General features: G+C 46.1%; 29 protein-coding genes and 2 riboswitches. Of the genes, 16 read left to right on the top strand and 13 right to left on the bottom strand.

The features are described from left to right. Positions 1 to 104: 104 nt before the first annotated feature. The 6 genes from CQS04_RS05045 to CQS04_RS05015 all read right to left on the bottom strand — a co-directional run bounded on the left by CQS04_RS05045 (position 105) and on the right by CQS04_RS05015 (position 4,861). Positions 105 to 1,064 carry a Gfo/Idh/MocA family protein gene (locus tag CQS04_RS05045; RefSeq protein ID WP_100353097.1) on the bottom strand — a complete coding sequence of 320 codons (960 nt, stop codon included), beginning with the start codon at positions 1,062 to 1,064 and terminating at the stop codon, positions 105 to 107. A gap of 18 nt (positions 1,065 to 1,082) precedes the next feature. Beyond that, positions 1,083 to 1,427 (bottom strand): zinc ribbon domain-containing protein YjdM, encoded by a 345-nt coding sequence (locus tag CQS04_RS05040; RefSeq protein ID WP_100353096.1) that lies wholly within the window; start codon positions 1,425 to 1,427, stop codon positions 1,083 to 1,085. Positions 1,428 to 1,679: 252 nt separating this feature from the next. Next, positions 1,680 to 2,813 carry a bifunctional cystathionine gamma-lyase/homocysteine desulfhydrase gene (locus tag CQS04_RS05030; protein ID WP_100353094.1) on the bottom strand — a complete coding sequence of 378 codons (1,134 nt, stop codon included), beginning with the start codon at positions 2,811 to 2,813 and terminating at the stop codon, positions 1,680 to 1,682. Then, positions 2,806 to 3,744, bottom strand: a complete 939-nt coding sequence (locus CQS04_RS05025; RefSeq protein WP_100353093.1) for a PLP-dependent cysteine synthase family protein — start codon at positions 3,742 to 3,744, stop codon at positions 2,806 to 2,808. Before CQS04_RS05025 ends, CQS04_RS05030 begins: the two co-directional genes overlap by 8 nt. Beyond that, positions 3,741 to 4,217 carry an S-ribosylhomocysteine lyase gene (locus tag CQS04_RS05020; RefSeq protein WP_100353092.1) on the bottom strand — a complete coding sequence of 159 codons (477 nt, stop codon included), beginning with the start codon at positions 4,215 to 4,217 and terminating at the stop codon, positions 3,741 to 3,743. The genes CQS04_RS05025 and CQS04_RS05020 overlap by 4 nt, the downstream gene beginning before the upstream one ends. Next, positions 4,214 to 4,861 (bottom strand): class I SAM-dependent DNA methyltransferase, encoded by a 648-nt coding sequence (locus tag CQS04_RS05015; RefSeq protein ID WP_100353091.1) that lies wholly within the window; start codon positions 4,859 to 4,861, stop codon positions 4,214 to 4,216. The genes CQS04_RS05020 and CQS04_RS05015 overlap by 4 nt, the downstream gene beginning before the upstream one ends. A 170-nt stretch (positions 4,862 to 5,031) precedes the next feature. Between CQS04_RS05015 and CQS04_RS05010 the strand changes: the two genes are divergently transcribed. Both CQS04_RS05010 and CQS04_RS05005 read left to right on the top strand, forming a co-directional pair. After that, entirely contained in the window at positions 5,032 to 5,334 is a 303-nt protein-coding gene (locus tag CQS04_RS05010; RefSeq protein WP_165775461.1) for a hypothetical protein, read from the top strand. Next, on the top strand, positions 5,315 to 5,608 hold the full coding sequence (locus CQS04_RS05005) for a hypothetical protein (RefSeq protein ID WP_100353089.1): 294 nt from the start codon (positions 5,315 to 5,317) through the stop codon (positions 5,606 to 5,608). The genes CQS04_RS05010 and CQS04_RS05005 overlap by 20 nt, the downstream gene beginning before the upstream one ends. A 21-nt stretch (positions 5,609 to 5,629) precedes the next feature. Here the strand turns inward: CQS04_RS05005 and CQS04_RS05000 are convergent, their stop codons facing one another. Beyond that, positions 5,630 to 6,925, bottom strand: a complete 1,296-nt coding sequence (locus CQS04_RS05000; protein WP_100353088.1) for a DASH family cryptochrome — start codon at positions 6,923 to 6,925, stop codon at positions 5,630 to 5,632. 107 nt (positions 6,926 to 7,032) lie between these two features. On the opposite strand from CQS04_RS05000, the gene CQS04_RS04995 reads away from it, so the two are divergent. Further along, positions 7,033 to 8,532, top strand: coding sequence for an FAD-binding domain-containing protein (locus CQS04_RS04995; RefSeq protein ID WP_100353087.1), 1,500 nt, complete (start codon positions 7,033 to 7,035; stop codon positions 8,530 to 8,532). A gap of 36 nt (positions 8,533 to 8,568) precedes the next feature. Here CQS04_RS04995 and CQS04_RS04990 read toward each other — a convergent pair whose 3' ends face one another. Continuing rightward, complete coding sequence (locus CQS04_RS04990) at positions 8,569 to 9,270, bottom strand: GNAT family N-acetyltransferase (RefSeq protein WP_100353086.1); 702 nt, start codon at positions 9,268 to 9,270, stop codon at positions 8,569 to 8,571. A gap of 97 nt (positions 9,271 to 9,367) precedes the next feature. Between CQS04_RS04990 and CQS04_RS04985 the strand changes: the two genes are divergently transcribed. The 4 genes from CQS04_RS04985 to CQS04_RS04970 all read left to right on the top strand — a co-directional run bounded on the left by CQS04_RS04985 (position 9,368) and on the right by CQS04_RS04970 (position 12,096). Next, positions 9,368 to 10,063: an ABC transporter ATP-binding protein gene (locus tag CQS04_RS04985; protein ID WP_100353085.1), complete on the top strand. Its 696-nt coding sequence runs from the start codon at positions 9,368 to 9,370 to the stop codon at positions 10,061 to 10,063. Further along, a complete protein-coding gene (locus CQS04_RS04980; protein WP_100353084.1) occupies positions 10,053 to 11,345 on the top strand; it encodes an ABC transporter permease in 1,293 nt (430 codons plus the stop codon). The genes CQS04_RS04985 and CQS04_RS04980 overlap by 11 nt, the downstream gene beginning before the upstream one ends. Positions 11,346 to 11,478: 133 nt before the next feature. Further along, positions 11,479 to 11,748: a 30S ribosomal protein S14 gene (gene rpsN / locus CQS04_RS04975; RefSeq protein ID WP_100353083.1), complete on the top strand. Its 270-nt coding sequence runs from the start codon at positions 11,479 to 11,481 to the stop codon at positions 11,746 to 11,748. A gap of 9 nt (positions 11,749 to 11,757) precedes the next feature. Further along, positions 11,758 to 12,096 (top strand): hypothetical protein, encoded by a 339-nt coding sequence (locus tag CQS04_RS04970; protein WP_100353082.1) that lies wholly within the window; start codon positions 11,758 to 11,760, stop codon positions 12,094 to 12,096. A 36-nt stretch (positions 12,097 to 12,132) separates the two neighbouring features. Here CQS04_RS04970 and CQS04_RS04965 read toward each other — a convergent pair whose 3' ends face one another. Beyond that, complete coding sequence (locus CQS04_RS04965; protein ID WP_100353081.1) at positions 12,133 to 13,188, bottom strand: bifunctional glycosyltransferase family 2/GtrA family protein; 1,056 nt, start codon at positions 13,186 to 13,188, stop codon at positions 12,133 to 12,135. Positions 13,189 to 13,238: 50 nt separating this feature from the next. Next, positions 13,239 to 14,255 (bottom strand): phosphotransferase enzyme family protein, encoded by a 1,017-nt coding sequence (locus CQS04_RS04960; RefSeq protein ID WP_100353080.1) that lies wholly within the window; start codon positions 14,253 to 14,255, stop codon positions 13,239 to 13,241. A 129-nt stretch (positions 14,256 to 14,384) separates the two neighbouring features. Continuing rightward, positions 14,385 to 14,490, top strand: a riboswitch (TPP riboswitch). A gap of 84 nt (positions 14,491 to 14,574) precedes the next feature. On the opposite strand from CQS04_RS04960, the gene CQS04_RS04955 reads away from it, so the two are divergent. From CQS04_RS04955 to CQS04_RS04920, 8 genes are all read left to right on the top strand, one after another. After that, on the top strand, positions 14,575 to 15,168 hold the full coding sequence (locus tag CQS04_RS04955) for a YkoF family thiamine/hydroxymethylpyrimidine-binding protein (protein ID WP_100353079.1): 594 nt from the start codon (positions 14,575 to 14,577) through the stop codon (positions 15,166 to 15,168). Further along, on the top strand, positions 15,158 to 15,736 hold the full coding sequence (locus tag CQS04_RS04950) for an ECF transporter S component (protein ID WP_100353078.1): 579 nt from the start codon (positions 15,158 to 15,160) through the stop codon (positions 15,734 to 15,736). Before CQS04_RS04955 ends, CQS04_RS04950 begins: the two co-directional genes overlap by 11 nt. Then, positions 15,729 to 17,126 (top strand): ABC transporter ATP-binding protein, encoded by a 1,398-nt coding sequence (locus CQS04_RS04945; protein WP_165775460.1) that lies wholly within the window; start codon positions 15,729 to 15,731, stop codon positions 17,124 to 17,126. Before CQS04_RS04950 ends, CQS04_RS04945 begins: the two co-directional genes overlap by 8 nt. Next, on the top strand, positions 17,089 to 17,796 hold the full coding sequence (locus tag CQS04_RS04940) for an energy-coupling factor transporter transmembrane component T family protein (protein WP_100353076.1): 708 nt from the start codon (positions 17,089 to 17,091) through the stop codon (positions 17,794 to 17,796). Before CQS04_RS04945 ends, CQS04_RS04940 begins: the two co-directional genes overlap by 38 nt. A 48-nt stretch (positions 17,797 to 17,844) precedes the next feature. Further along, positions 17,845 to 18,747, top strand: a complete 903-nt coding sequence (locus CQS04_RS04935; RefSeq protein ID WP_100353075.1) for a DMT family transporter — start codon at positions 17,845 to 17,847, stop codon at positions 18,745 to 18,747. A gap of 105 nt (positions 18,748 to 18,852) precedes the next feature. Further along, positions 18,853 to 19,320: an RNA polymerase sigma factor gene (locus CQS04_RS04930; RefSeq protein ID WP_165775459.1), complete on the top strand. Its 468-nt coding sequence runs from the start codon at positions 18,853 to 18,855 to the stop codon at positions 19,318 to 19,320. A gap of 3 nt (positions 19,321 to 19,323) precedes the next feature. Beyond that, positions 19,324 to 20,175: a hypothetical protein gene (locus tag CQS04_RS04925; RefSeq protein WP_100353073.1), complete on the top strand. Its 852-nt coding sequence runs from the start codon at positions 19,324 to 19,326 to the stop codon at positions 20,173 to 20,175. 55 nt (positions 20,176 to 20,230) lie between these two features. Continuing rightward, positions 20,231 to 20,884, top strand: coding sequence for a hypothetical protein (locus CQS04_RS04920; protein WP_100353072.1), 654 nt, complete (start codon positions 20,231 to 20,233; stop codon positions 20,882 to 20,884). 45 nt (positions 20,885 to 20,929) lie between these two features. Here CQS04_RS04920 and CQS04_RS04915 read toward each other — a convergent pair whose 3' ends face one another. Together CQS04_RS04915 and CQS04_RS04910 are read right to left on the bottom strand one after the other, a co-directional pair. After that, entirely contained in the window at positions 20,930 to 21,967 is a 1,038-nt protein-coding gene (locus CQS04_RS04915) for a ribonucleotide-diphosphate reductase subunit beta (RefSeq protein ID WP_100353071.1), read from the bottom strand. Between the two features lie 13 nt (positions 21,968 to 21,980). Next, on the bottom strand, positions 21,981 to 24,197 hold the full coding sequence (locus tag CQS04_RS04910) for a ribonucleoside-diphosphate reductase subunit alpha (RefSeq protein ID WP_100353070.1): 2,217 nt from the start codon (positions 24,195 to 24,197) through the stop codon (positions 21,981 to 21,983). A 131-nt stretch (positions 24,198 to 24,328) separates the two neighbouring features. Next, a riboswitch (cobalamin riboswitch) is annotated at positions 24,329 to 24,511 on the bottom strand. Between the two features lie 159 nt (positions 24,512 to 24,670). Between CQS04_RS04910 and CQS04_RS04905 the strand changes: the two genes are divergently transcribed. After that, positions 24,671 to 25,216 carry a ribonuclease FAU-1 family protein gene (locus tag CQS04_RS04905; RefSeq protein WP_100353069.1) on the top strand — a complete coding sequence of 182 codons (546 nt, stop codon included), beginning with the start codon at positions 24,671 to 24,673 and terminating at the stop codon, positions 25,214 to 25,216. Positions 25,217 to 25,720: 504 nt separating this feature from the next. Here the strand turns inward: CQS04_RS04905 and CQS04_RS04895 are convergent. Further along, positions 25,721 to 26,548 (bottom strand): undecaprenyl-diphosphate phosphatase, encoded by an 828-nt coding sequence (locus CQS04_RS04895; protein ID WP_100353067.1) that lies wholly within the window; start codon positions 26,546 to 26,548, stop codon positions 25,721 to 25,723. Between the last annotated feature and the right edge of the window lie 4 nt (positions 26,549 to 26,552).

Below are 26,552 nucleotides of genomic sequence, written 5' to 3'. Positions count from 1 at the left end.
TTATTTTCTCAAATTTTCAAGTCCTGAATTTCAGAAATGTATATATAGGTAGAAATAGTGAAAAAAATAGAGTGCAGCGAAGTTCCACTGCACTCAAATCCCACCTAAATTTTCCGTAATTTTTCAAGTATTACTTGTACATCATAGCCTACTTGGAAGTCGTACAGTTCGGCTTCCTTACCTTCTACTGCCGACACAAATGCATCGATCAGCTCTTCTGTTCGGACCTGCTGGTCGAGTGGGATTATGGTCATCTCTTCTCCCACCTTTCCTGCTGACAGGTTGGAGTAGTTCGAGAGCTTCACCGTGCCTTCTGTTCCGTAAGCCGTCAGCTCAATGTCTTGGCTATGCGTGCCCGCCGTGTTAGTGATGCCATTGAAGTAGACGTTTGCTCCTTTTTCGAGAGTCATCGTAGCGAAAATTCCCGTCTCAGACTTCGTCGGATCTTCTGGTAACTCTAAATCAGAGACCACTTGTGTAATCGGCCCAAATGTGCGAAGGATCTGCTGGACAAGGTGCCCTGCCACTTCAAACACAAAGCCGCCTTGCTCACGTGTACTGATCCAGCTGTTCTGTTGGCGAGGACGTGGCCATTTCGGAAACTCCATGCGAAGCTCGACGCGTCGTAGCTTACCCACATAACCTTCATGCATAAGCTTCTCAAACGCACGAGTGCCTTCTTCGTAATTGAGCGGGAAGTTCATCGCGTTCACGACTCCCTTTTCTTTTGAAAGAGCGAGCAGTTCGGCTGCTTCGTCTACAGAGTTCGCCAGTGGCTTCTCGCAAAGAATATGAATCCCCTTTTCAAGGACTGCAATTGCCACTTCATGGTGCCACTTTGGAGGGACTGCCACGTAGACGATATCGAGAGTCTCATTATCAAGTAGGTCTTGGTAATGCGTGTATGCAGTTGTTTGGAACTGAACTGCTAATTCGTTGACTCGCTCTTCGTTCACATCACAGATTCCTGTAATCTGAAGTTTTGGATGGTTCTCAAAGCTATTCATCATACGCTCGGCCATCATACCAGTACCGATGACACCGATTTTTAAAGGTGTGGTCATTTGGTTTATCCCCTTACTCTACAGTTTTTTGACGAATTCCGACTTTAATTTCATGGCACCAAAGCCATCGATCTTGCAGTCAATGTTATGGTCACCTTCCACCAAGCGAATCGATTTCACTTTCGTTCCCTGCTTTAAGACAGAAGAGCTGCCTTTGACTTTCAAGTCCTTAATGACGGTGACAGCATCCCCATCAGCTAACAGATTGCCGTTTGCATCTTTTGCGACGATTCCTTGTTCGGTAGAAACTGGCGCCTCAGTTGGTGACCATTCATGGGCACATTCTGGGCATACTAGCATATCCCCGTCTTCGTATGTATAGGGAGATTGGCATTTTGGACACGCGGGAAGAGTTGTTGTCATGGTGTGAGCTCCTTTTGTTTCGTTTCCCTAAGTGTAGCATTATGAGGTGGTCTTCGGAAGATGTGTCAGTTGGCTTGTCCACGGAAATGAAGAGAGTGAGTTTAGGTTTTGTGCCCTTAGCCCACTGGTTTGTGCCCTTAGCTCACACTTTTGTTTCCCTTGCTCTCCTATTTGTGCCCTTAGCCTGCCCGTTTGTTTCTTTTCGCCCTCAAACAGAAAAAAAAGCCGCAATCGCGGCTCCTCCAACTAGATTTAAGCTAAAGCTTGCTCCAAATCCTCTAGTAAATCTTCTACATCTTCAATCCCGACACTGATTCGCACCAATCCGTCCACAATGCCAAGCTCTGCACGGCGTTCTGAAGGGATCGAAGCATGCGTCATACGAGCTGGTACAGAGATCAAGCTTTCGACCGCCCCTAGACTCTCCGCCAATGTGAAGTAGCGAAGTTTCGCTAGGACCTCGTCTGCTTTTTCTGCGGAACCGACATCAAACGAAATCATTCCACCAAATCCGCGAGACTGCTTCTCCATGACGTTACGGCCTGGATGTGCAGCAAGCCCTGGGTAGTAGACCTTCCCTACTTTGTCGTGTGCATCTAGATACTCGGCAATCTTTTGTGCACTCGTGATGTGCTCTTCTATACGAAGACCTAGTGTCTTGATCCCGCGAATCAATAGCCACGAGTCTTGTGGCCCCAACACCGCTCCAACTGAGTTCTGCACGAAGTGCATGTCAGTCGCCAGTTGCTCGGAATTCACGACGACAAGACCCGCCACAACGTCACTGTGTCCACCCAAATACTTCGTCGCACTATGAAGTACGATGTCCGCGCCTAACTCTAAAGGCTTCTGCAAATAAGGTGTCATGAACGTGTTGTCGACAATCGTCAACAAGCCTTTCGACTTCGCCAGTTCCGTCAATGCAGTTACATCTGAGACTTTCAATAACGGGTTTGTCGGTGTCTCAATGAATAGTGCCTTCGTGTTCGGCTGAATAGCCGCTTCTACTGCTTCTAAAGAAGATGTATCTACAAAGGTTACATCTAAACCAAATCGGTTTAACACTTTCGTCAATACGCGGTAAGTTCCGCCGTAGACGTCATCTGTTGCGACGATGTGGTCTCCTGAAGAGAACAGCATCATTACAGAAGTGATAGCCGCCATTCCTGAACCGAACGCAAATCCTGCGTGCCCGCTCTCTAAATCTTTGATCAGTACTTCAAGCGCGTGGCGCGTCGGGTTTCCTGTCCGAGAATATTCGTAGCCGTTGAATTTGCCGACGGCCTCTTGTTTATAAGTGCTCACTTGATAGATAGGTGTTGAGACGGCTCCTGTTGTGGCGTCTCCTACGATTCCTGCATGGATCAACTTCGTTTTTTCACGCATGTGAATCCTCCTCTTTCCATAGTTCGTATACATCTTTACTTAAATAACGTTCACTTGAATCGGCAAATACGGTGGCAATGACACTTCCTGCTGGTAACGTTTCCGCTTCTTTCAGGGCTGCCGCAAATGCTGCCCCTGCAGAGGAACCGACGAGCAGTCCTTCTCGTTTCGCTAACTCGCGCATCCAGTAGAATGCTTCTTTGTCCGTGATGGTGTGAATGCCTTCCATCAATTCTTTCTTCATGAAAGGCGGTAGAAATTCCATGCCGATGCCTTCCGTGTCATGAGGACCACTTTCCCCACCGTTTAGAATCGAACCTTCAGGCTCAACGATGACGGTACGAATGCTCGGGTCTTGCTGCTTCAAATACGTGGCGACTCCCATAAACGTTCCACCTGAACCTCCTCCTGCTACAAACGCAGTAAGATTCCCTTCAAGTGCTTGGTAGATTTCCGGGCCCAGCGTGTCGACATAGGCACCAGGGTTAGCCGGATTCTCGAATTGACCTGGAACAAAACTGTTCGGAATCTCTTTAGCGAGTGAATGGGCCTTTGCAATAGCGCCTTTCATCCCTTCAGAGGTCGGAGTATTTACGAGCTCCGCTCCTAAAGCTTTCATCAGCTTTTGCTTCTCGATACTGAACTTCTCCGGTACAACACAGATGACTCGGTAGCCTCGTCCGATTGCTGCGAGTGCGAGCCCGATACCAGTGTTACCTGCCGTCGGTTCGATGACCGTTCCACCTGGCTTCAGTTCGCCTCGTTTTTCCGCATCACGCAATAAGGCAATGCCAAGACGGTCCTTGACACTGCCTCCCGGATTTAGATATTCCAGCTTTGCCACGATGCGACATTGATTGGGGACCGGGATCTGTGAGATTTCAAAGAGCGGTGTGTTCCCAATCAACTGGTGCACGTGTGTATAGATCATGCTTCTTCGCCTTCCTTGAATACGATATGCCACTCGTCTTTCTTCGCTAACATGTCGCGTGCAATCTCTTGCGCGCCTTCAAGTGAATGATTCGCTGCCCAGCCGCACTGCACGACGTTACATGCTGGCACTTCTGTCGCTTTCAAGACGTCTTCTAACGTGTTTTCAAGGACAGTCAAAATTTCATCGTAGTTGTCATGGTTGATTACAGATAGATAGAATCCTGTCTGGCACCCCATTGGGCTGAGGTCCACCACTTTATCTGTATGGTTACGGATGTTCTCAGCCATCAAGTGCTCAAGAGAGTGAAGACCTTTCATCTCCATGAACTCTTCATTTGGTTGCTTGAAACGGATGTCATACTTCAGCACTGTATCTCCTGCTTGTCCTGACTTCGTCCCTGCTAGACGGACATAAGGGGCGTCTACTTTCGTGTGGTCTAGGTTGAAGCTTTCTACATTCATTTGTTTCATGCGGTTTCTCCTCCTCGTGTGGCATCCATGAGCCAGACATAATCGTTCATTTGTGTAAACGTGACTTTGAAGCCTGCTTCTGTAAACAACTTTTCTAAGATGGGAATCGTCGTGTAATACTCACGTTCCAGGTCTTCGGCAACTGCAGTGAAGCCTCGTGCTTTCTCTTTTGCAATCTGGTCCTGTTTGGCTTGCTCTGTGATAAAGGCCGTGTCTGCAAAGACGACTTTCCCGCCAGGCGGTAAAAGCTTCGCGTACGCTTCGAGGGCCTGACCTTTTTCTTCGTCAGTCAAGTGGTGGAAGACGTAGCTGCTGATGAAGCCATTTACTTGTTGTGGTGCGGTAAAGTCAATCAAGTCTCCTGCTTGAACAGGAAGTTCAGCAAAACGCTCTGCGAATAGTTCACGCATCTTGTCATGAGGTTCTACTGGAATTACTTCGACGTTTTTCATAAGAACCCTTTTCGTCAAATTGCCTGTCCCAGGTCCAAACTCAATTACAGTTCCAAAAACTCGAGTTGCCACAGCCTCTAAAATCTCTTCATATCGTTCAAACACATCCGCATATTGAGGATCTTGGCCACTGACACTTGCATCGTACTGCTCTGCCCACTCATCAAAGATGTGTAAAAATTCTTTACCCACGTTTTTTTCCTCTCATTCTAAATATAATTAATCCTAGTCGAATACTAAGGATATTTATAACATATGTTTTTAAAATTGAAAAGTGAAACGTTGTCATAGCCTCATACGTTAGTATGTAGAGAAGGGGTGGATTTATGGCGGGCTTCGAAGAGTTTTTAATGTTTATACCCATGATGATCCAATCTGTGCTTTTCATTTTTGGAGGAGCCATTTTAGGGTGGATTTTTTGGAAGAAGAAGTGGTTCGGCCTTGCCTATGCAGGTTTCGGCCATTTTATAGGTGTTCTAGTCGCTTTACTTGCGACCATGTGGGTAGCACGTGATGATGGAAGTTTAGGAATTGCTATTATCGTAATTTATCCTTTTTTCACCTGTCTGTTCATCATCATCGGGGCACTAATAGGACGCAGTAAACAAAAGCAAATTCAGTTAGAAGATAAGAGAGGCGACGACTATGTTGGAATCGACCAGTAGTTTACAGTGGATTTTCATTTTCTTTCTGCTGTTCGGCGGTCTTCTAGCCGGGTGGGTCTTACGTGCTCAAAGACGAGAACTCGCTGCAAGTGTCGCTTTCGGACATTTTTATGGATCATTAGCAACCGTTGCCTTCGTACTCGGGATGGTGCAGGAGAATCCGGAGAGCGGTGTAGTGGTACTTGCGGTATATCCTCTTTTCACAACGATCGGGATGATTGGGAACGGGATTCGCTATAAAACGAAAAGCAAAAAGAACCCTACTGTCCGCTAAAGGTCAGTAGGATTCTTTCGTTTAGTAGTAGACGCCTCCGCTATAGATTTCTTCCACGGGGCGATCTGCAAGCTCAGGAATCCATAAGCGAGCGTACTCACCTTTTCCATCATAGTCTAAGCCCTGTTTTGTGACATTGAATTTCCGTCCAGGTCGTGGGTCATTCCCGACTCCTGCTACATACATCCAGTTTCCATAGTTGCTGGCCGTGTCGTAATCGATGAGCCAAGATTCAAACCATGCCGCGCCTAAACGCCAATCCAGATTCAAATCATGCACCAGATAGCTTGCTGCATTTTGTCTGCAGCGGTTCGACATGAACCCAGTCGCTTTAAGTTCTCGCATCGCTGCATCGACTAGCGGTGCTCCTGTTTTGCCTTCTGCCCATTTTGCAAAGTCTACCGGGTCTCTTCGAGTAGAAATGCGTCTGCCGTTTAGACCTGTACTACTAAAGATTTTCTCTTTATGGACGCGATGGACTAATTTGAAATAGTCTCTCCATAACAGTTCAAAAACCACCCAATACGTACTTTGGTTGGCGCTGTATTCTCGCTCATAACGTTTAATGTGCCAGTAAATCATCCGTGGAGAAAGACAGCCTAGTGCCAGATACGGCGAAAGCTTTGTGGAATCATTCCAAGCAACTAGACCGTTTCTTGTCTCTTTATACGTATCTATAGCTCGTGTACCAAATGTGAAATCATGTAACCTAGCAAGCCCCGCCTTTGTACCACCGCGAAAACCACTAGGCGGCTCTTGTGTCCAATTTTCTTTACTGTGCGAATCCGGTCTCGTAAAATGTGCAATCGGTGGATAAGCTGGATGCACAAATAACTTCGCTTCTACTGCTTTTCGGAAAGGTGTGAATGTTTTGGGCAGTTCTTCTAATAGAAATGGCAAATCTTCAGGATGAATTAAATGGTCTCCGATAAACGACTCCATTTCAAGATCCGGAAGACGCTCCCAGATGTCTTGTTCTGCCTTTCGCTCTTCTGTGCCTTCTAAATCGTGGTAATAAAGTTTCGTCACGTCGTGCTCTTTTGCGTAGTTCGCTAAGCTCTCTCCCACTTCTCCATGCAGCTCATCTAATGGGATACCTGCTTCGTCTAATTGTTCTCTTAAATCATCTAAACTCTCCCGAATAAACTGTGCGCGAAACTCGCGCTGCTTCGGAAACCCGAACTCCGACTGCTGTTGAAAGCGCGGTTCATGACAGTACACTGCTCGAACAGGCTGTCTTGAAGACACGGCTTTCAGCAGGGGTTCATGATCTGCCGTCCGCAAATCTGTGCGAAACCATACAACCGTTGTTGACATGTCAATCCCTCGCTTTCAGTTAACGTTTTACAAACTTTATACAGTAATTATACAATAGAAACACTAGCTTGTCATTTATTAGTCGAACCTTAGAAAGAGGTGAACCGATGCAACAGATTGTCTGGTTAAAACGAGATTTACGGGTGCACGATCACCAACCTTTAGCTGAAGCCGCCAGAACGGGTCCTGTCCTCGTGCTTTATGTAGCAGAACCATCCATATGGGAGCAATCCGACCTCTCCCTCCGTCACTTTCACTTTGTACTAGAAAGTCTACAGGAGTTGGAACAGATCGTTCGTTCTCTCGGTGGGCAGATGGCGTACTTCGTTGGAGAGATGGAGGATGTCCTAGAACATTTATATCAAGCATACGGTGAATTTCGTCTCCTGGCTCATCAAGAACACGGAACACCTGCCACTTTTGAACGTGACAAACGTCTTCACACGTGGATGACATCACACGGACTTGTCTTTGATGAGTTTGCACAGAATGGGATTGTGCGAGGTGCGAGGAAGCTGTCAGGGCTTGCCGATCATTGGGAGGCTTACATGCAACAGCCTCTCATTTCCGTGCCTCAGTATTTCCTCTCGTCCGATACTCTTCCGGAAGCATTTTCAGAACGCCTTGAAAGTCTGGAGAGGTTTGAAGTGAAGGGAAGAGCACTCTATGCGGGACAAAGGGGCGGGACACGTGAAGGTAAGCAGTTACTAGAGAGTTTCTTATCAAATCGTTTCCCTAAGTATCACGTGCACATTTCGAAGCCTTGGGAATCTCAAGTGTCAAGCAGTCGCTTGTCCCCATATCTAGCGTGGGGGAATCTGTCGATGCGTGAGGTGGTCCAGGCAACACGACTGAAGCAGCAACAACTATCAGACCGATTTGAAAAGCGAGCTTTAGAGATGTTCGAAGCTAGGCTTCGCTGGCAAGGTCACTTTATACAACGCTTCGAGTTTATGCCTGAACTTGCGGAACAAACCTTGAATCCTGCGTTTGATTCGGCTCGCACTACAGAAGATGAGGCATTGTTCCGCAAATGGTATTACGGTCGGACGGGGATTCCGATGGTAGATGCCGCAATGCGAGCACTGCATGAGACGGGATGGATCCACTTCCGGTCTCGTGCGATGGTGTTGTCTTTTGTTTGCAATACATTACGCTTCGATTGGCGACGTCCCGCACATGGGCTTGCGCAACTCTTTATCGATTACGATCCTGGCATCCATTTCAACCAAATTCAGATGCAGGCGGGTTCCTCAGGCTTTCACACAATCCGTATTTACAATCCTGTGAAGATGGGGCAAGAGCAAGATCCAAACGGTCGCTTTATCCGACGCTACGTTCCTGAGCTTCGCGGCCTTTCAAACACGTTTATACATGAACCGTGGCTCTCCCCTCATTTTGCAGAACTCGATTATCCGGAACCCGTCGTCAACATTCATGACGCGAACCGATTGTCTCGTGAGTTGTTCTACTCGATCAAGAAACATCCTGATACTGTCACCCGTGCCGAGGAGTTGTTAGAGCTTTTTGGGAGCAGTCGGTCTTCTGCGCCAGATAAACGACGCACAGAAGGTGAACAACTGACGTTTGAGTTGGATGACATTTAAACAAACTCCCTAAGACCTTTGTCTTGGGGAGTCTCATTATCTAGTAAGCCTATAAATCCCTTTACGGTCTCTTTCTAAAGCACCATTGTTGTTCATAACGCGAATCATGGCCTGATTAGCAACATCAGTGCTTCCTACATAATGTTTTGCCCCCAGTTTTTTTAGAAATCGCAACGCTTCTCCGTGACAGGGAGTCGCTTTTCCTCGCGAACGCCACTTTGGCATGATTCCAAAGTAAAACAGACGTCCCTCGTCTTTCGTTCCTGCTTCGATGTGTGGAATGGCGATCCCTATTACTTCATCTCCTTCTAAGAACAACATGGCAAGTGAACGCCATTCCTCCCCGAGCTCAAGTCCCAACGACTCCATGATTTGTTCAATTGTAAACAGGTTGTTTTTATTCGCCGAACCGCTTCGACATGCTTCATAAATAGTTGCGAACTCGGCATCTGAATAGTCAGAGTTTCCGAGTGTTATATAGGCATGGGTCGGCAACTCTTCTAACTGCTCAACATCCCGTTCATGCTCGACAATCGTAGAGACGTGATGAAATCCGAGCTCGTTCAAGTGTCTCTCAAACTCAGGATCCATAAGTAACGAAAGGTAAGGCGTGTCTCCCTTCCTCCAATTCGCCACCAAATTCTCAAGAGCTCGCACAACCTCTTCTTTTGTTATACCGATTTGCTTCTTTTGATCCGCTAACGTGTATTCCCCTGGTTTGGTGATGATCTCAAACATAGCGATCCTCCATCTTAAGAATTTCTTCAGAATCTTCGTAGCTATTTCCTAATATTCTCCACTTATACTCAAACTATATCAGAAAGGACGTGCTTCCATGATCTTAATTTCAGAGCTCAACCACACTTTTAAAATCGGTAAGAAAGGACAAGAGAAAGATATCCCAGTCCTGCGAAATGTGAATTTAGACGTAGCGAAAGGAGAAATAGTCGCTATTCTAGGTAAAAGTGGTTCTGGGAAATCAACGCTACTCAACTTATTAGCTGGCTTTATGACTCCTGAGTCTGGTTCCATCCAAGTAAACGGTGAAGAACTTGTCGGAAAGACGGAAACCGAAAAGGCGAATTTCCGCTTACAAAATTACGGGTTCATCTTTCAAAGCTTTCAATTGATGCCTGGTCTCACGGCATTTGAAAACATTGAACTTCCTCTCAAACTCCAGGGTGTGGGCAAGCAACAGCGTATGATTCGCGTGAAAGAATTACTCCAGCAAGTAGGGTTAACTGACGTTAGTGATCACTATCCAAATGAACTCTCAGGAGGGCAACAGCAACGCGTCAGTATTGCACGGGCACTCATTGGCCGTCCTTCTATTCTACTCGCTGATGAGCCGACGGGAAGTTTAGATTCCGAGACGGAGCAAGAGATCCTGCAATTGATTCAGCTACTCAACCACCATTACGGCATCACATTTGTGATCATCACTCACGACGAAGAAGTGGCACGTACTGCGCATCGTCAGTACCGCATGCACGACGGTGCCATCCAGGAGGAAATGCATTATGTTAGCTAAAGACCAACGCGAGTTTATCTCACAGCATATGAAGCGCAACAAACTACGAGTGTTTATGACTATACTTGCCGCCGCTATGGGTTGTGCTTTTTTGATTATTTTAGCTTCAGTCGGATTTGGGTTACATAAGACGATTCAAGACGAGGTCCTCTCGAACCGCATTGTCACAGAAATTGAACTGGCTGGAAAAGAAGGCGCAGATGAGCGCGTCACTCCAGAAGAAGTCGATGCCATCCGCAAGATGGAACATGTTAAGACGGTAGTAGAGCGCGTCATGGTTCCAGGTTCCGCCACTGTGAAATTGGGCGAGAAGGAAGGATATGGAGAGTTAGTCTACACAGACTTAGCTGCTGAACAACTTGCCAACTTAGCTTTAGATAGCGGGAAGATGCCTGCTTCTTCAGAAGAAGTTATCGTAGGCTATCAGTTTGCCAACAGCTTTTTGACAGAAGAACAGTACAAAGAAATCGAGGCAGCTGACGACTATTTAGCAAAAGAAACGGAGCTTGCACAAGCTATTCGAGACAAATTGGTTGGACAGACTATCACCGTAGATGTAGTGGACTATGAGACAAATGAAGTTCGCGCCACACAAACCTATACTATTTCGGGCATTGCTAAAAAGCCAGGCCGTGATTGGTACTATGATCAAAAGATTTATGCAGACACATCGAAAAGTTCGGAAGTTCTAGCTGCTTTTGATATCGAAGCACCTGATCGCTCCATTACAGTACATGCCACAGATTTTCAATATGTAGAAGATTTAACAAACTCACTAAAGGATCAAGGTTTCTATGTCTATTCCGTCACCGAAGAGTTGGGTGAAATGAACATGTTGTTTACAGCTATACAGATTGGTTTAGTAATTGTAGGAACTGTCGCTGTCTTGATCGCTTCCATCGGTATCTTCAACACAATGACAATGGCGGTGACAGAGCGAACTCGAGAGATTGGAATCATGAAAGCTATCGGCGCACCTCCTTCTCTCATCCAGCGGCTCTTCCTACTTGAAAGCACACTAATCGGGCTCATAGGGACCGTCATCGCTGTTGCCGTCTCTTATGCTTTAAGCTTTGTCGTCAATATTGTAGTACCTATAATCGTGTTCGGCTCGATAAATGAAGAAGCACCGACAGACATGACGATTACAGTCTCGTATATTCCGTGGCAATTGGTGCTGATTGCTGCAGTTATTAGCGTCGGTGTCGCTGTGTTGTCCGGATGGCGCCCAGCACGTAAAGCAACAAGTATCGATGTCATCCAAGCTTTAAAAGAATTCTAATAGTAGAGAAAGCCGTCCACTGACGGCTTTTTTTAATTCCAGTTGCAGCATTGTTCAGGTCATGGTAAAGTAATGACATCTATTAAATCGTAATCATTACGTTTTAATAAAAAGTTTGAGGAGGATCCTGTAGATGGCTAAGAAATCTAAAGTAGCACGTGACAAAAAGCAACGTGAACTAGTGGCTCGCTATGCAGAGTTACGCAAGGAATTAAAAGAAAAAGGGGATTATGCGGCTCTTGCTAAGCTCCCTCGAGACTCTTCACCAACGCGTTTGAAAAATCGTTGTGAACTGACAGGTCGTCCACGTGGTATTATGAGAAAGTTCAAGCTATCGCGTATTGCATTCCGTGAGTTGGCACATAAAGGACAAATTCCTGGCGTCAAAAAAGCCAGCTGGTAGGTGAACAAGATGAACGAGATTGCCCTTCATTTGGCCGCTCAAAGTGAAATTAAGAAAATCCCCACGGAAGACCGTGAGATTTATGAATTTGTCGTTGCATACGAAGAGCAATTGGCTGATCGAGCTTCAACAGAAGAGGAATTTCAAGTCTTGTTGTTAAGTCGTGAACCTTATGAAGCGGCAGCTGCAGAATTTGCACGAAGTGGTCCTGAGATTGTGGCAATCGTGAATCATTGGGAGCGGCATATACAGTCAAAAGTAAGTGCCCGGATGAGACGACTTGGATGGTATCGACTCCACCAATCTCCTACCACAACCTCGTCGATGTCCTTCGTTTTGACACTATAAAAAACTACTCGCCACTTAATTAAGGGCGAGTAGTTTTCATTTGTCCGTCTCTTCTTTTCGAAACACCCAAGCTCGTTGCACGACAAATCCAAAGATAAATAAAATCGTGTCCACTAATACCTTGAGAATTACTTCCCCGCGTCCTAACCATTCCGTATACAACAGATGCACCGATCCCGCAGAGGCTGCCATAATAAAGGCAGCTAATAGATAATACCGCACAAAGGACTTACTAGACCCTTGACCAAATACTTTGTGACGATTCACAAAGTAGTTGAACAAACTAGACAAGACCCTAGCAGCAATCGTAGCAAAGATGATAAACATCTGAGGAGAGTCCTCTTTCCACAAGTAAATAAATAAACTATAAAGTCCAATATCGAGTCCAAATGAAGCTGCTCCCGATAGACCATACAATAAAAAGATTTTATAAATATGAAAGGAATCTCGTAGCGGGTGGAAGTGGGACGACTTGTTTTCGTCTAAATACACCGTTTCAATTTCCACTTCTTCAATTTCAATATGGTTTCGTTTTAAACAACCGAGCATATTCATCTCGTACTCAAATCGTTCTCCAGGTATCGAGAGAAACAGAGGCAAGTGCTTGACTGGCAATCCTCTAAGACCCGTTTGCGTGTCTTTCAACACAGTCCCTGTCGATAAACGAAATAATAAACGTGTAAACCGATTACCAAACCGACTGCGGAACGGCACATCTTTGCTGGTGAAGTCGCGACTTCCTAATACAACGCACTCTGGACACCCTTCCATGTGCTTTGCAATCTTCTGCATGTCAGATAGAAGATGCTGTCCATCGGCGTCTATTGTGATGACTCCATCGACCGGTAATTTTTCGTTGAGTATGTAGTGAAAGGCTGTCTTCAATGCGCGCCCTTTCCCTTGATTCTTTGCATGGTGTAAAACCGTTACTTCAGGGAAGGGTTTCAATGCTTCGAAAAACGGCGCAAATTCTTCTTCTCCTCCGTCGTCTACGACAATGATCCGGGAAAACTGAGAAGCAATCAGCTCATCGATGACCGCACGGCATTTGTCATCGGGCTTGTATGAGGGAATAATTATTGCAAGTTCCATGGGCCACCTTCTTTCATCTTCGCTGCATTGCTTCTTTACCCGTATTTCAATCATTTCAATACAATTTGTGTCATGTTTGATAAATCGATTTCAGCAATTGGCTCGTTTACTCGTAAACGCTCTCCTAATTGCTCGACAAGTGGCACTAAGTTCGGCTCTTTTTCAAAGTCCACTTTTTTGTGGAATACTGCATAGAGCGTCAAATCTCGAAGAGTCAGATAAAGTGGCAGACGTTCCAGCCATTCACTTTCTAGCGGTCGCACTCGTGTATAGCCCTGTAAGAACGGTTCAAAGAATGCCATGGCTTTTTCTGACCGAACACTTAGGGGTTCATTTCGATACCTCGCCCATACCGTGTAATAGAGAGGAATACTTACATCATGAATGAAGTGGAAAAACATCGTGTCATCGAAATCGAAAACATGAAGATCGTTTCCGTCAATAAAGAAGTTCCCTTGATGAATATCGGAATGGATGATGCCATAGACGTCTGAAGTCGTTGGCAAGTTGCGAATCTCTGAGACGACTTTTTCGTTGAGTTCGATAATGGCTTTATCTTTTATAGGATCAATCCACTTTGCAATATCAATCAAATCGTCCTCATCCCAGTGAGGACGAGTACCATGTTGTACTATATAATCACTTGCTGCGTTATGGAATTTGGCTGTTAGTTCTCCCCAAGCCTTGATATGTTTATCTGTAAACGAATCTTTCAATTCGTATGCAGAAACGCCAGGTGCTTTATCGAATAAACAAATCAAAAAGCTTCCTTCTTCAAGCTCAATCTCCTCGACGAGTTGTCCATTCCTACTCAGATGGTTTTTAGAGACGTGAAGTCCCTTTGCATGCAAATCATTGACCCATTCGAGCTCTGCTATGACTTGATCTTTGGTGCGATGGGACGTATGCGTTAAACGCAGCATGTATGGTTGTTTGTCTTTTTTCACTTCATAGACGTAGTTCTCAAAATCTCCTCGTTTAATAGCTTCTGTTGCGTCGGCCCCAAAGAATTCAGCAGCCTTTTGTAATCGTTCAGTTGTAAACAATTTGTCGATCCATTGTTCCATTTGTAACGCCTCTCTTTCTCCCTGTTTACTTTCTATTTCGAGTTGCAAAACTCCTGCTTTCCTTCTTCGGGGGGTTGCGCAACAATTTTCAGTCTGCTATGATGAGGGCGAAAAAGAACTACATACCGGAATCTGCACTAGGGGTGCCCAAATTGGCTGAGATGAGAGCTTGAGCTCCGATCCCTTATGACTCGATCAGGATAATACCTGCGTGAGGAAGTGTAGTGACTCTTTCTTGAATTTTTATGGGAATTAGTGGCTACATCTTTCGCGGATGTAGCTTTTTTCTTTTTCTCAAAAACTTTAAGGAGGCGTTCCCATGCACTGTGGAACAAGCAAAATCATCGGCTGTCGTTTCTCTTTACATCCGATGGATTCAGAATTCATTTCAATCATCAAAGGCGCACTAGCAGAAGTCGATCTATCGGCTGTTTGGCGTCATACCGATGACGTCTCGACTGTCATCCGAGGTGAAGGCCCTCATGTCTTCAACGCTCTGGCAGCCCTAACCGAAAAAGCGGCCTCTCATGGCAAGCACATCGCGATGAACGCCACCTTTTCTGTGGGGTGTCCTGGAGACACGTCAGGTGACAGCTATATGGGCATCGACCTAGCTACGAAGAACGAAATTCCTGAAGGCCCTTATGTGTCCAGTCAGTTCTCTCTATATCCACTGAATCAGAGCGACTATATGGAGACTATCTACCGTGAAATCGACCGTGCTAAAGAGCGCGGTGTCTACAATGAGTCTATGCATTATGCGACAGGCATCCACGGGTCTCTTCGTGATGTGTTTGCCTTTTATGAAGAGACTTTTAGCGAAGCACAAATTGGTGAGCACCCACACGTCGTCATGACTATCAATATGAGCATTCACAGCCCGTCTCACGGAGGTGGAAACGATGCTCGCTAATTGGAAATTGAAAGAAGTCGTCTTGATGTCGTTACTCGCAGTCGTGTTCGGAATCATCTATTTGGTGTTCCTCCATGTCGGAAACATCTGGTCGAGTTTGATTGGACCGATTGCCTACGAGTGGATTTTCGGCGTATGGTTCCTTGTGTCAATTGTAGCGATGGCTATCATTCGCAAACCTGGTGCCGCTGTCATTCCTGAAGTCATGGCGGCTGCTATTGAAGTGTTACTTGGGAATGCAGTGGGCCCTCGTTTAATTTTGACTGGCCTGGTCCAAGGACTTGGTGCAGAAGCTGCCTTTGCCGTCACCCGTTACCGTCGCTTTGATCTGCCCGTGTTGATTTTGGCTGGTGTTCTTGCTTCTGTGTTTAGTTTTGGATACGGCTACCTATTAGGTGGCTTCTCTGCACTATCCCCTTGGTATGTTCTTCTCATGCTCGGCATTCGCATTTTAAGTGGAGCCGTCATTGCCGGATATGGCGGAGGGTTACTCGTAAACGGCTTGTATGCAACGGGGTCTCTTCGCGGCTACGCGATTGCCCGTCAAAAGCGTGATGCCCGTGTCTGACGTACTTGCATTTTCAGATGTGGCGTTTCGCTACCCTGACGAACCATCACCAGTCCTAGAAGACGTCTCTTTGAAACTTCACGTGGGTGACAAATGGCTTGTTAAAGGACCGAGTGGGTGTGGCAAGTCTACCCTGTTTTATTTACTCAACGGACTGTATCCGGACGCTTGCGACGGAGAACTGACAGGCACTCGGATACTTTTCGGAAAACCATATGAGCAGTACCGACCTGGTGAGATCAGCCAGGTCATCGCCACGGTCTTTCAAGATCCGGACAGCCAGTTCTGTATGCCGACAGTTGAAGAAGAGCTTGCATTCACTTTAGAGAACCAGTCCGTTCCACGTGGCCAGATGGAAGAACAGATTACTCGCACTTTGGAAGAGACGGGTCTTACTGCATTTCGTCATCGCGTGATTCAAACGTTATCCGGCGGTGAAAAGCAACGTGTAGCAACGGCTTGTGCACTCATTATGAAGCCGAAGATTGTTTTGCTCGATGAACCCCTTGCTCATCTGGATCCGATGACTGCACGAGAATACGTACAGTGGTTTTCGGCGCTCCAGCAGCGTCATGAATGGACGGTCCTTGTCATTGACCACCAAGCAGAACTTTGGCGCGATTTTTTTGACCACGTGATAGAACTCGGAGAACACGTCCCGATTTCTGAAACCAAACGAACAACTCCCTCTAGTTCAAAACCCGTTGGATCCGGCTTATTCAAAGCAAGAGTCAATGTTCCCGGAATTTTGAATACTGCGGAATTGCAACTAGAATCAGGGACAATCACCGTGCTGGCTGGCCCAAACGGTGCTGGCAAATCTACACTGCTTAAAGCTGTAGCAGGTCTCATCCCTTCCGCAGAACGCGAGGTGTATACCCAGTCAATTGGTTACGTCCCCCAGTCGCCCGAGTTTTTGTTTATGACCTCTTCTGTTAGACAAGAAGTGGCACTCGGCGGAGGAATACGTACAGAAACGTATATTGATAAACTTCTACTTGGTGCAGTCGCAGCATCCAACCCATTTGCCGTGAGTCAGGGTCAGAAACGTCGAACGGCTCTTGCTGCAATGTTAAATGATGCGCGTTCCGTGTTGCTACTTGATGAACCGACAGCAGGTCAAGACGCTTATGCACTAGAGGAGTTAGAAGATGCGCTCTTTCAAGTAGTGACAGATGGAGCTGCCCTGTTAGTAGTGACCCACGACATGAACTTTGCCTCTCGCATTGCAGACGCGTTACTCCTTATACGAGATGGTGACATGAGTGGACCATTCGTCCCAAGAAGTGTCTTCTCCAATCCGGCACTTCTTGAAAAATACCGTTTAGTGGCATCAGAAGGAGGTAGTATAGATGTCAACATGGCTGCACCGGTTGAATCCTTCTATTAAAATGCTTGTGACGTTTGTATTCATCTTTGCGCTCGCGTTCTATTTTGATCCTTGGACTCCTCTTTTGATGTTCGGTGCGGTGCTAGTCGTACAGGTCCTGTTTTCTCGAATTGATTGGAAGCGCTGGCTAATGCTTATGCTACCGTTCGCTCTTGGTGCCGTTGGATATTTTTGGACGACGTATGTGTTTGGTACGGCTGAAGACCGTTTGGATACCGCCTTATCTCTTAGTTTTCGAGTCTTTGCTTTCTCGTCTTTATCGTTGTTGTTTGTGTTGACGACATCTCCGATGACATTCATCATGAGTTTGATGCAGCAGTTAAAGTTATCACCTAAACTTGCCTACAGTTTACTTGTCGGCTATCAGTTCTTGCCTGTGCTTAAAGAAGAGTTCATTCAGATTCGACAAGTTCAGCAGCTTCGTCGTCCTCAACACAATCAGACGACTTGGAGTCGTCTAAGGTCGTTGCCAACAGTGGCGATCCCCCTTCTCGCAGGTGCTGTGCGCAAGGCAGAGAAAACGGCGTTCGCGATGGAAGCTCGTGGGTTCACAGGGAGCCGGGAACGTACGTATTTTCATGAGGTCACATGGCATCGATTTGATTTCTATTTCGCTGCCCTTTTAACGCTAATCTTTTCGCTATGTCTCGTTGTGGGCGCTTTTCTTTGATTCCGCGTTCCAGGTTGCTACAATGCAACTAGGAAAGGTCGGATACATATGAATCTACAAAAGAAATGGGTCATGGTCGTCATTGCGATCTTTTGTGCCCTTTTATGGGGGAGCGCGTTCCCTGCCCTAAAACTGTCTTACAGCGAGCTTGGCATTCCCAGCACGGGAATCGCTGAACAAATGTGGCTTGCGGGACTTCGCTTTCTCTTCGCAGGACTTGTTGTCCTGATAGGTCTGCTCCTCATCAAGCGGAGCGCGTTACAACTCACTCGTCGCCAGTATGGGATCTTATTGATTTTCGGAATCGTTCAAACGACGCTCCAGTATTTGTTCTTTTATGTTGGAGTATCGAACACGTCTGGTGTGCAGTCCTCCATTATCATCTCAAGCAATACGTTTTTCACGATTCTGCTTGCTCACTTTATCTATGCCAATGACCGACTCGGTTGGCAAAAGTGGGTAGGCCTTGCAGCAGGATTTACCGGAATCTTCTTCGCGAACTGGGGGCAGTCCTTTGACGGCAGCTTTCAATTCTTAGGCGAAGGGTTCTTGTTGCTGTCTGCCCTCACGAGTGCTATCGGAACCATTATGGCGAAAGAGATGGGAAAAGGGATTCATCCGTTCACCTTGTCCGGCTGGCAATTGACGTTAGGTGCGATTTTACTCTTAATCACCTCCTTCCCTTTTGCAGATACAGGTTCGCTAACCTGGACACCACTTGCAATTGGTTTACTTATATACATGGTAGCTCTATCTGCAATCGCTTTTGCTCTGTGGTTTGCGATTCTTCAGTATCATAAAGCGAGCCATGTCGGCATTTACAAGTTTTTCGTACCTGTCAGTGGCGTGGGATTGTCTGTCCTGCTTTTACCAGGAGAACCGTTTACATGGCCCATCCTAGTGGCCCTCGTTTTTGTCGCCTTTGGAATCTATAGTGTGAACCGTTCGTAAATCGACCGCCTACTTTGGGCGGTTCTTTTTTGAGATTTTTTCAAATCTCGTCAACTTTTTTAGATGCAACGAGGTACTATAGGTGTAACAACAAGGAGGGCTTGTATGGACCGGTCACAATTCCAACAACTGTATACAGACTTTGCCCCCGATTTGTATCGCATGGCGCTTGCCATCACGGGACGCCGTGAATTAGCAAAGGATGCGCTTCAAGAGACATTTCTTCGCGTCTATCGATTTTCAGATCAGTGGGATTCGTCACGCCCGATTCGGCCATGGTTGTATCGCATCTTAATTAATGAATGTCACCGATTACTCAAAAAAGAGAAGGCTCAAGTTCCTATGGAAACGCATCATTTGGAGACGCTCGTTCCTTCTGGAGAAATACGAGTCGACATTTTAGATGCCGTGGCCACTTTGCCTGAGGAATATCGTGTTCCCCTCCTTCTGAAATATATGGAGAACTGGAAAGAACGCGAAATTGCGGAGGCGCTGTCTTTGAACCTCAATACTTTAAAATCGAGACTCACTAAGGCGCGGGCCTTGATGCGCGAAGCATACGGGGAGGGATGACTTATGGAAAAGTGGGAACAGGAATTGAAACAGTTTAAAACCGAACATCAGCAAGACTTAGACGAAGTCTGGCGCTCTCTGGATCAAGAAATCGTAAAGGAACAACGCCGAAAAAGGAGGAAGCAAGTCATGAAACGATTTACTCTTGCAGGGGCTGCTCTGATTGCACTGTTGATAGGAGCTACCCTATTTTTAACGATGAATGGGAATGACACAGAGCAAGCGGTAGAAACACCTGAAGTGACAACCCCAGAACCGTCACCTACTCCCCCTTCCTCAAATGCTTCTGAAGAGGAAGAACTGACTGAGGGAGAACCCGGGTATACTGAACAAGAACTCACTAAACTAAATGACTCTTATCCGGAAGAACAAGAAGTACCTCTGGAAATCGAGGGGATGACAGAGCAAATTCAGATGGTACGAGTGGTTCCTGGAAACTTTGGCTACGTGTTTTATGCAGATGACGAACGTTACGAAATCGCATTTGATGAAACGACGACTTCCGTTAAGGCTCGGGATCAAATCGGTGGTGACTATCCTGAGGTTGGTTTTCAAGTAGAAATGATTCCTGATAAGAAGCCAACAGAAGTGGCTTCAGAGCAAGCGGCTCAACTTGAACAACGATTTCCTGGAGCAACGATTGAAGCAGAGCCCGTGACGGAACCAGTAGTCGGCTATAAACTGCACGTTCGAGAAGGAGACGCCCCGTCGAGTGAAGTAAGAACCGTCTACATTTTGGATAAACAACATGAAGAATCGACAATTGTCATTACACAAACTGTATTTCTAGAAGCACAAGAAGGGCATGGTGCGCGATTCCATTCTATGCTGAAGACATTTACTGTACTAGACTAGGTGTGAGCACGGGAGAATCGGGAATAAAAGGACTAAGGAAGGGAGAGGTTTAGTAATGCGCAAATCGATGCTTTATGCACTCGTATTGACAGCTCTCATGATTGTTCTGATTTTTTTCTTATCCTCTGACTACCTCCCGAATAAACCAGGTGAGTTGGTTGATGAACAAGAAATAGATGAATCCAAACCTGCTGATGAGCAAGAAGTGGTGACCACTCCTGATGTCACGGAGCATCCTGAAACTAAGAAGCTTGCCATTGAAATCGATGGTTCTGAAGAAATGGTAGAACTTAAGAGATATTCAGATGAAACGAATACATTTGTTATTTATATAGACGAGGTACACTTTACTTATGAAGAAGGCTTGAGCCAAACAATCACCTCCAAAGAAAGTCGACTCGCTACGCTAACGATCGAAGGCATTCCGGATCAAACTCCCGAAGAAGTCGCTCGGACTCGCGCAGAGCAGTACCGTGAGGACTTTTCTGTGAACGGACCTAGCTCCATTTCAGACCCTGTAGATGGTCTCCATTTGAAAGGAACTTCTGATGGCGAGATTTTGAATGTCTATATTTCTATCAATCCCGCTCAAGATACGGTATTTGTAGTCACAGCTCGCTATCCAAAAGCGATGGAAAGCACAATTGGCGCTCGCATCGAAGCAATGGCAACAACGTTTGAGATGGAAGACACGCGAGATGTTCAATAAGTGAAAGGCCCCTCGTCCAGTAATGGAACTGTGAGGGGCCTTTTTTTACAGGTCGTCGAACCCGTTATCGACAACATTCACTTTTACGTACTGACGGGATTTCTGCTCAAAGAAATCCGTTTTCCCTTGGTCAACTTCTTCATACGCTTTGATCCATCGAATCGGATTTTGACGAACCGCTGGATACGGCTTGTCCGCACCCAATTGATTGCATCGCACATTTGCCATAAAGCGAATGTACTCTTCGACATCGTCTACTTCTAAACCATCAATCTTCGTACCAATGACTTCATAGGCCCAGTCAATCTCGAGCTCTGCTGCTTCTCGGAACGTTGCTGTCACTTTCGCACGTTGTTCCGGAGTGTCTAGATGTGGATGTTCTTCGAGTAGCGTTTGATAGATCTTTACGAACAAGTCGACGTGCAGCTGCTCGTCTCGGTTGATGTAGTTGATCATCGTACTGGTCGCAACCATCTTCTGATGACGCGCCAGGTGGTAGAAATAAGCGAATCCGGAGTAGAAGAACAGTCCTTCTAAAATGACGTCGTAAATGACTGCATCGAGTAATCCTTCCACTGTCGGCTGTTCTGCAAACGACTGATAACCGGACACGACGAAACGATTTCGGGCTTTCAAACTCTCTTCCGTTCTCCAGTAATCAAACACACGCTTCTGCTCAGACTCGCTGACGAGACTCGACAGCACATACGAATACGAATGGTTGTGAATGACCTCTTGCTGTGCGAGGATGATCATCAACGCAGACAAACTAGAGTCCGTCAGATAATCCGCAACCTTCCCTGCAAAATCGGTCTGAACGCTGTCGAGTAGGGCAAGTAATCCAATGATTTTCAGAAAGGATTCTCTTTCGTCTTTCGACAGCTCCGGGAACTGCCGAATATCTTGACTCATATTGATTTCAAACGGCGTCCAAAAGTTCCCCAGCATCTTCTTATACTTCGGATACGCCCAGCGGAACCGGACGTCGTCCCAGTTTAAGATGTTCGAGGACTCGCCGTTGACGATTCCTGTTGAGCGGTTGGGTGCCTGTTCATCTAGTAATACACGGTGTTTCAATTTCATTGCAGGTTCCTCCTCAGCTTGAGCACGAATCACAGTCGATGAGTTCTATCGAAGTGGACCGTACATAATACGTAGATTTCATTTTTTGCTTCCAGGCATCTAAGTGAAGCGCTAGGAGCTCTTTCGCTTGAATCGTGTTTTGCACGTAGAAGTTTAGAGATACACTCTGGTCGATATGCTTTTGTCGTGCCGCATTTTGACGAAGCGTCCAGTGTTGATCGATGTAGTACGCCGACTTGTAATACCACGTCGTGTCTTCGTTCAGTTCTGGTGCGGTGACAGGAATCTTATAATCTTTCTTCTCTTCGGAATAGCGTTTCTGGAAGATCGGATCGATGCTCGCTGTCGTTCCTGCGATGATTGCAGTCGATGAGTTCGGCGCCACAGCCATCAAGTAGCCGTTGCGAATACCTGATTCTGCTACTTGCTGCTTCAGCTGTCTCCAGCGAGTTCCTGAATAGCCACGCTTTGTAAAGTAGCTACCTGTATGCCAATCAGACCCTTCGAATAACGGATAGCTACCACGTTCAGCAGCAAGATCTGCTGATGCTTTAATCGTCAGATAGGCAATGTCTTCATACAATTCGTCTGCAAGCTCTACAGCTTCTTTTGACTCCCAACGGATACCTTTCTTTGCAAGCAAGTGATGCCAGCCGAATGTACCAAGACCGATGCCGCGGTAGCGCAAGTTGGTGCGTTTCGCTTGAGGAATCGGTAAGTCATTTAGCTCGATGACATTATCAAGCATACGCACTTGTACCGGAATCAACCTTTCGAGGACATTGTCTTCGACAGCTCTCGCTAAATGAATTGAGGACAAGTTACAAACGACAAAGTCTCCTGGTTTGCGTTTCGTCACGATAACGTCGTCTTCTATCGTTGTGGATTCGAACGTCGTGGCGGACATATTCTGCATAATTTCTGTACACAGATTGCTTGAATAGATCATACCTTCATGGGAGTTCGGGTTTTGACGATTCACTTCATCACGGTAGAAATGGAACGGTACTCCGGTCTCGAGTTGACTCTTCATAATGCGTTTCATGATGTCTATGGCCGGAATCACTTCTTTTGAGAGTTCAGGATGATCGACGCACGCTTGATACTGTGTTCGAAACGTCCCTCGCCCTTCCTGCTCGTCGTACGAGTCTTCTAAAGCAAATCCCATCACAGTGCGAACTTCATGTGGATCAAATAGATACCAGTCTTCTCGAGCTTCCACTTTTTCCATGAACAGATCCGGAAGGCAAATGCCTGTGAAGATATCGTGCGCGCGAAGTCGCTCATCCCCATTGTTTAGACGTAAATCAAGGAATGCCAAGATGTCTTTGTGCCACGCATCTAAGTAAACCGCAATGGCCCCTTGACGCTGACCAAGTTGATCAACGCTGACAGCCGTGTTGTTGAGTTGCTTGATCCACGGGACGACTCCACTCGACGCATTTTTAAATCCGCGAATACTCGAACCACGACTGCGGACCTTCCCCATGTAGACACCTATACCTCCACCATACTTAGACAGAGTCGCGACGTCGGTGTTGCTGTCATAGATGCCTTGCAGGCTATCATCTACTGTATCGATAAAACAGCTGGAGAGTTGTCCGTTCGGCTTGCCCGCGTTTGCGAGTGTTGGTGTAGCAACAGTCATATAGAGATTGCTTAGTGCCCAGTATGCCTCTTTCACTTTAGGCAGACGGTCGGCTTTCTCATGACGATGTAGTGTCATCGCAATCATCAACCAGCGCTCTTGTGGCAGTTCCACGATATCCCGGTTAAAGTCACGTGTCACGTAGCGATCCACGAGCGTCTTTAAGCCGATGTACGTGAACAGTTCGTTACGTGAGCGGTCCAGCCACTGGCTCATCTCAGTCAGTTCTTGCTGGCTATAGCTTGTGATAACCTCTGCTTGATACAAACCCTTCGCTGCGAGACGGTTGGCTTCACGGGCGAAAGCTTTGTGCACGTCCTCTACAGCTACTCCTCGTTTTGCAGCTACTTGGTGATAGAGTTGTTCTTCATAAAGCGTTGCAGCCACAAACGTGTAGTACGGATGGGTCTCATCGAGAAGGTTCAGTGCTTCTAAAATCATCGCTTGTTGCCAGGCGTCCTCCGCGCCTTCTGGGTGACGGATCTTCCAACGCTTTGAAACGCGCCAGAATTCGTCTAGTTGCGCAGCCGTAAATTGCTGCTTCAGTCGTTCTTCACTACGAAAGAGTGTATGAGTCGTCATCGGGATTCCTCCTTTTTGACACAAAAAAGCGACGGCCCCCTTTTTTCGGGAACCGCCGCTTGTAAACGACGAAAAAACGCGCATGCCGATCCGGCCTCTCGCGTTCCCTTCTCAATCCCCGAAGAAGGTGAAGCTCGTGCGAGAACAGGCAGGTCTACTGGCTCGTGCATCTTCCTTCTGCCTTGCCTTCCCACGTTCTCACGCAGTGGCTTGTGTTGGCAGTCGTCCGCACTTACAGTTGCGGGGACAGCTCCAGCTTCTCACTGGATTCCCTATTAAACCATAGATATGGTACCTGTAACTCGCTAAATCACTAAATGTTGTGTACTTGTGTTTTATTAAACCATAAGTTTTGTGAGAAAGGAAGTCTTGACATTTGGGAAATTAGTTCAGTTTCACAAAGATATTGACACTATTCCGTACGACTTGATGTTTTGCTACAATTACAGGAGTTGGAAAAAGGAGATGATCAGATGACAATTCGAAGATATGGAAATCGTAGTGATTGGAAGCGAATATTAACACGAAACTATCGAGAAATGAACATGCAAAATAGAGAGTTTGAAGGCGTCATAAGCTTCCTTGAGATGCATGAGGTAACACATCCTTTAGATGTGAACTATCCACATCAAAATATTCGAATTGCTGACAATGGGTATTCATGGCTGCAGCATTTCCCACTCGATAAAAATCACGCTGTAACCACCATGTTCGATGAGTCAGGGCATGTTATTCAGACCTATATAGATATCTGCTTACAAAATGGAGTCGATGAAAACGGTCCCTGGTGGGATGATCTTTATTTAGATGTTATCGTTTTTCCTACTGGAGAAGTACTGCTACAGGACGAGGATGAATTAGAAGAAGCCTTGGCGAATGGAACAATTTCAGAGAATGACTATCGACTAGCCTGGAAAGAAGTAAGCCTTATTCGCGAGGCATTGGCTGAAAATACATTTTCTTTACTTCGCCTGGCACAGCAACATCGCCAGCTCCTCTTATCCATCTCAAAGGATTAAGGCCTAAACCGATTCAGGTAAAAATCATGCTAAGTACGCCCACGATAAATTGTAGTACAAAAAGAAAAATTCCTAACTTTAGCCTGTTCACTAAATAGTTTGTTTCTTCTTCAGATATTCGTTCTTTAGTTAGTAATTTATAGTTCCTAAATATCCAGAACCATATTAATAGAAATATAGCGATATAGATCCCCTTAAAAATCATAGTTCACCCCTTTCCGGCAGAAATCAAACTTTACCCACTTTTGACTGTAAATCATTCACTAACATTTGAAATGTCAGTTCCAGAATATCATGTTAATTTCTTCATAGAGATTCTTTAGAATAAATTTAACGCCCGAACTCGATCTTTTAGCGACCTACTCACTCCCTTTAACGCCCCCGGCCTTTCCTTTAACGCCCGACCCCTCTCGTATAACGACCCTAGTGATTTTATGGAAACCAAATACTCCACACACCCAAACAAAAAACCCGCTCCCCAAAAGGGAGCGGGCCAACTAGTTCTTATAAAAATACGATGAATGCTAGAACCGCTGCAAGAACCATACGATAAATCGCAAACGGTGTAAGCTTGACGCGCGCGATGAGTTTCAAGAAGAACTTGATAGAAATCAAAGCGAACACGAAAGCACTAACAAAACCTACTACATAAAAGCCTAAATGGCTCATATTAATCTCTTCAAAGTTCGAAATCAACGATACGGCACTCGCACCAAACATGATCGGCACTGCCATGATAAACGTAAAGTCAGCAGCCGTCTTATGATCAAGTCCTAATAATACCCCACCGGAAATCGTCGCACCCGAGCGAGAGAATCCAGGCCATAATGACAGACATTGGATCAAGCCGACTTTTAACGCTTTGCCATACGTCATGTCATCAAGCGTTGTGATGCTTGGGTTTTTCGGTCCAAACTTGTCCGCGACAATCATGAAAATCGCTCCGACGAACAAACTGACAATAACCCATTCAATAGTGAACAAATACGAATCAATTACATCTTCAAACAACAACCCTAAAACTCCTGCTGGTAAAATACCGATCAATACATGCCCCACATTGAAACGGTGACCCGGAGCTTGTCCCTCCATCTTATGTAACCCTACTAAACTCAGTAGACGTTTCCAAAAAATGAAGACGACCGCTAAAATCGAGCCAAGTTGAATCACGACCTTAAACGTGTTCGCTGACCCTTGCCCTAAAAAGTCTTTCGTCTGCAGCCATAAATCATCCACGATGATCATGTGTCCAGTGGAGGAGACCGGTGCAAACTCCGTCATCCCCTCTACAAATCCAAGTAACAGTGCTTTTAACAATTCAATAATTTCCATGAGA

The organism is Chryseomicrobium excrementi (assembly GCF_002798305.1).
GTDB lineage: Bacteria > Bacillota > Bacilli > Bacillales_A > Planococcaceae > Chryseomicrobium > Chryseomicrobium excrementi.
Note: the sequence above shows the minus strand (reverse complement) of the source record. Positions and strands in the feature narration are given on the sequence as shown.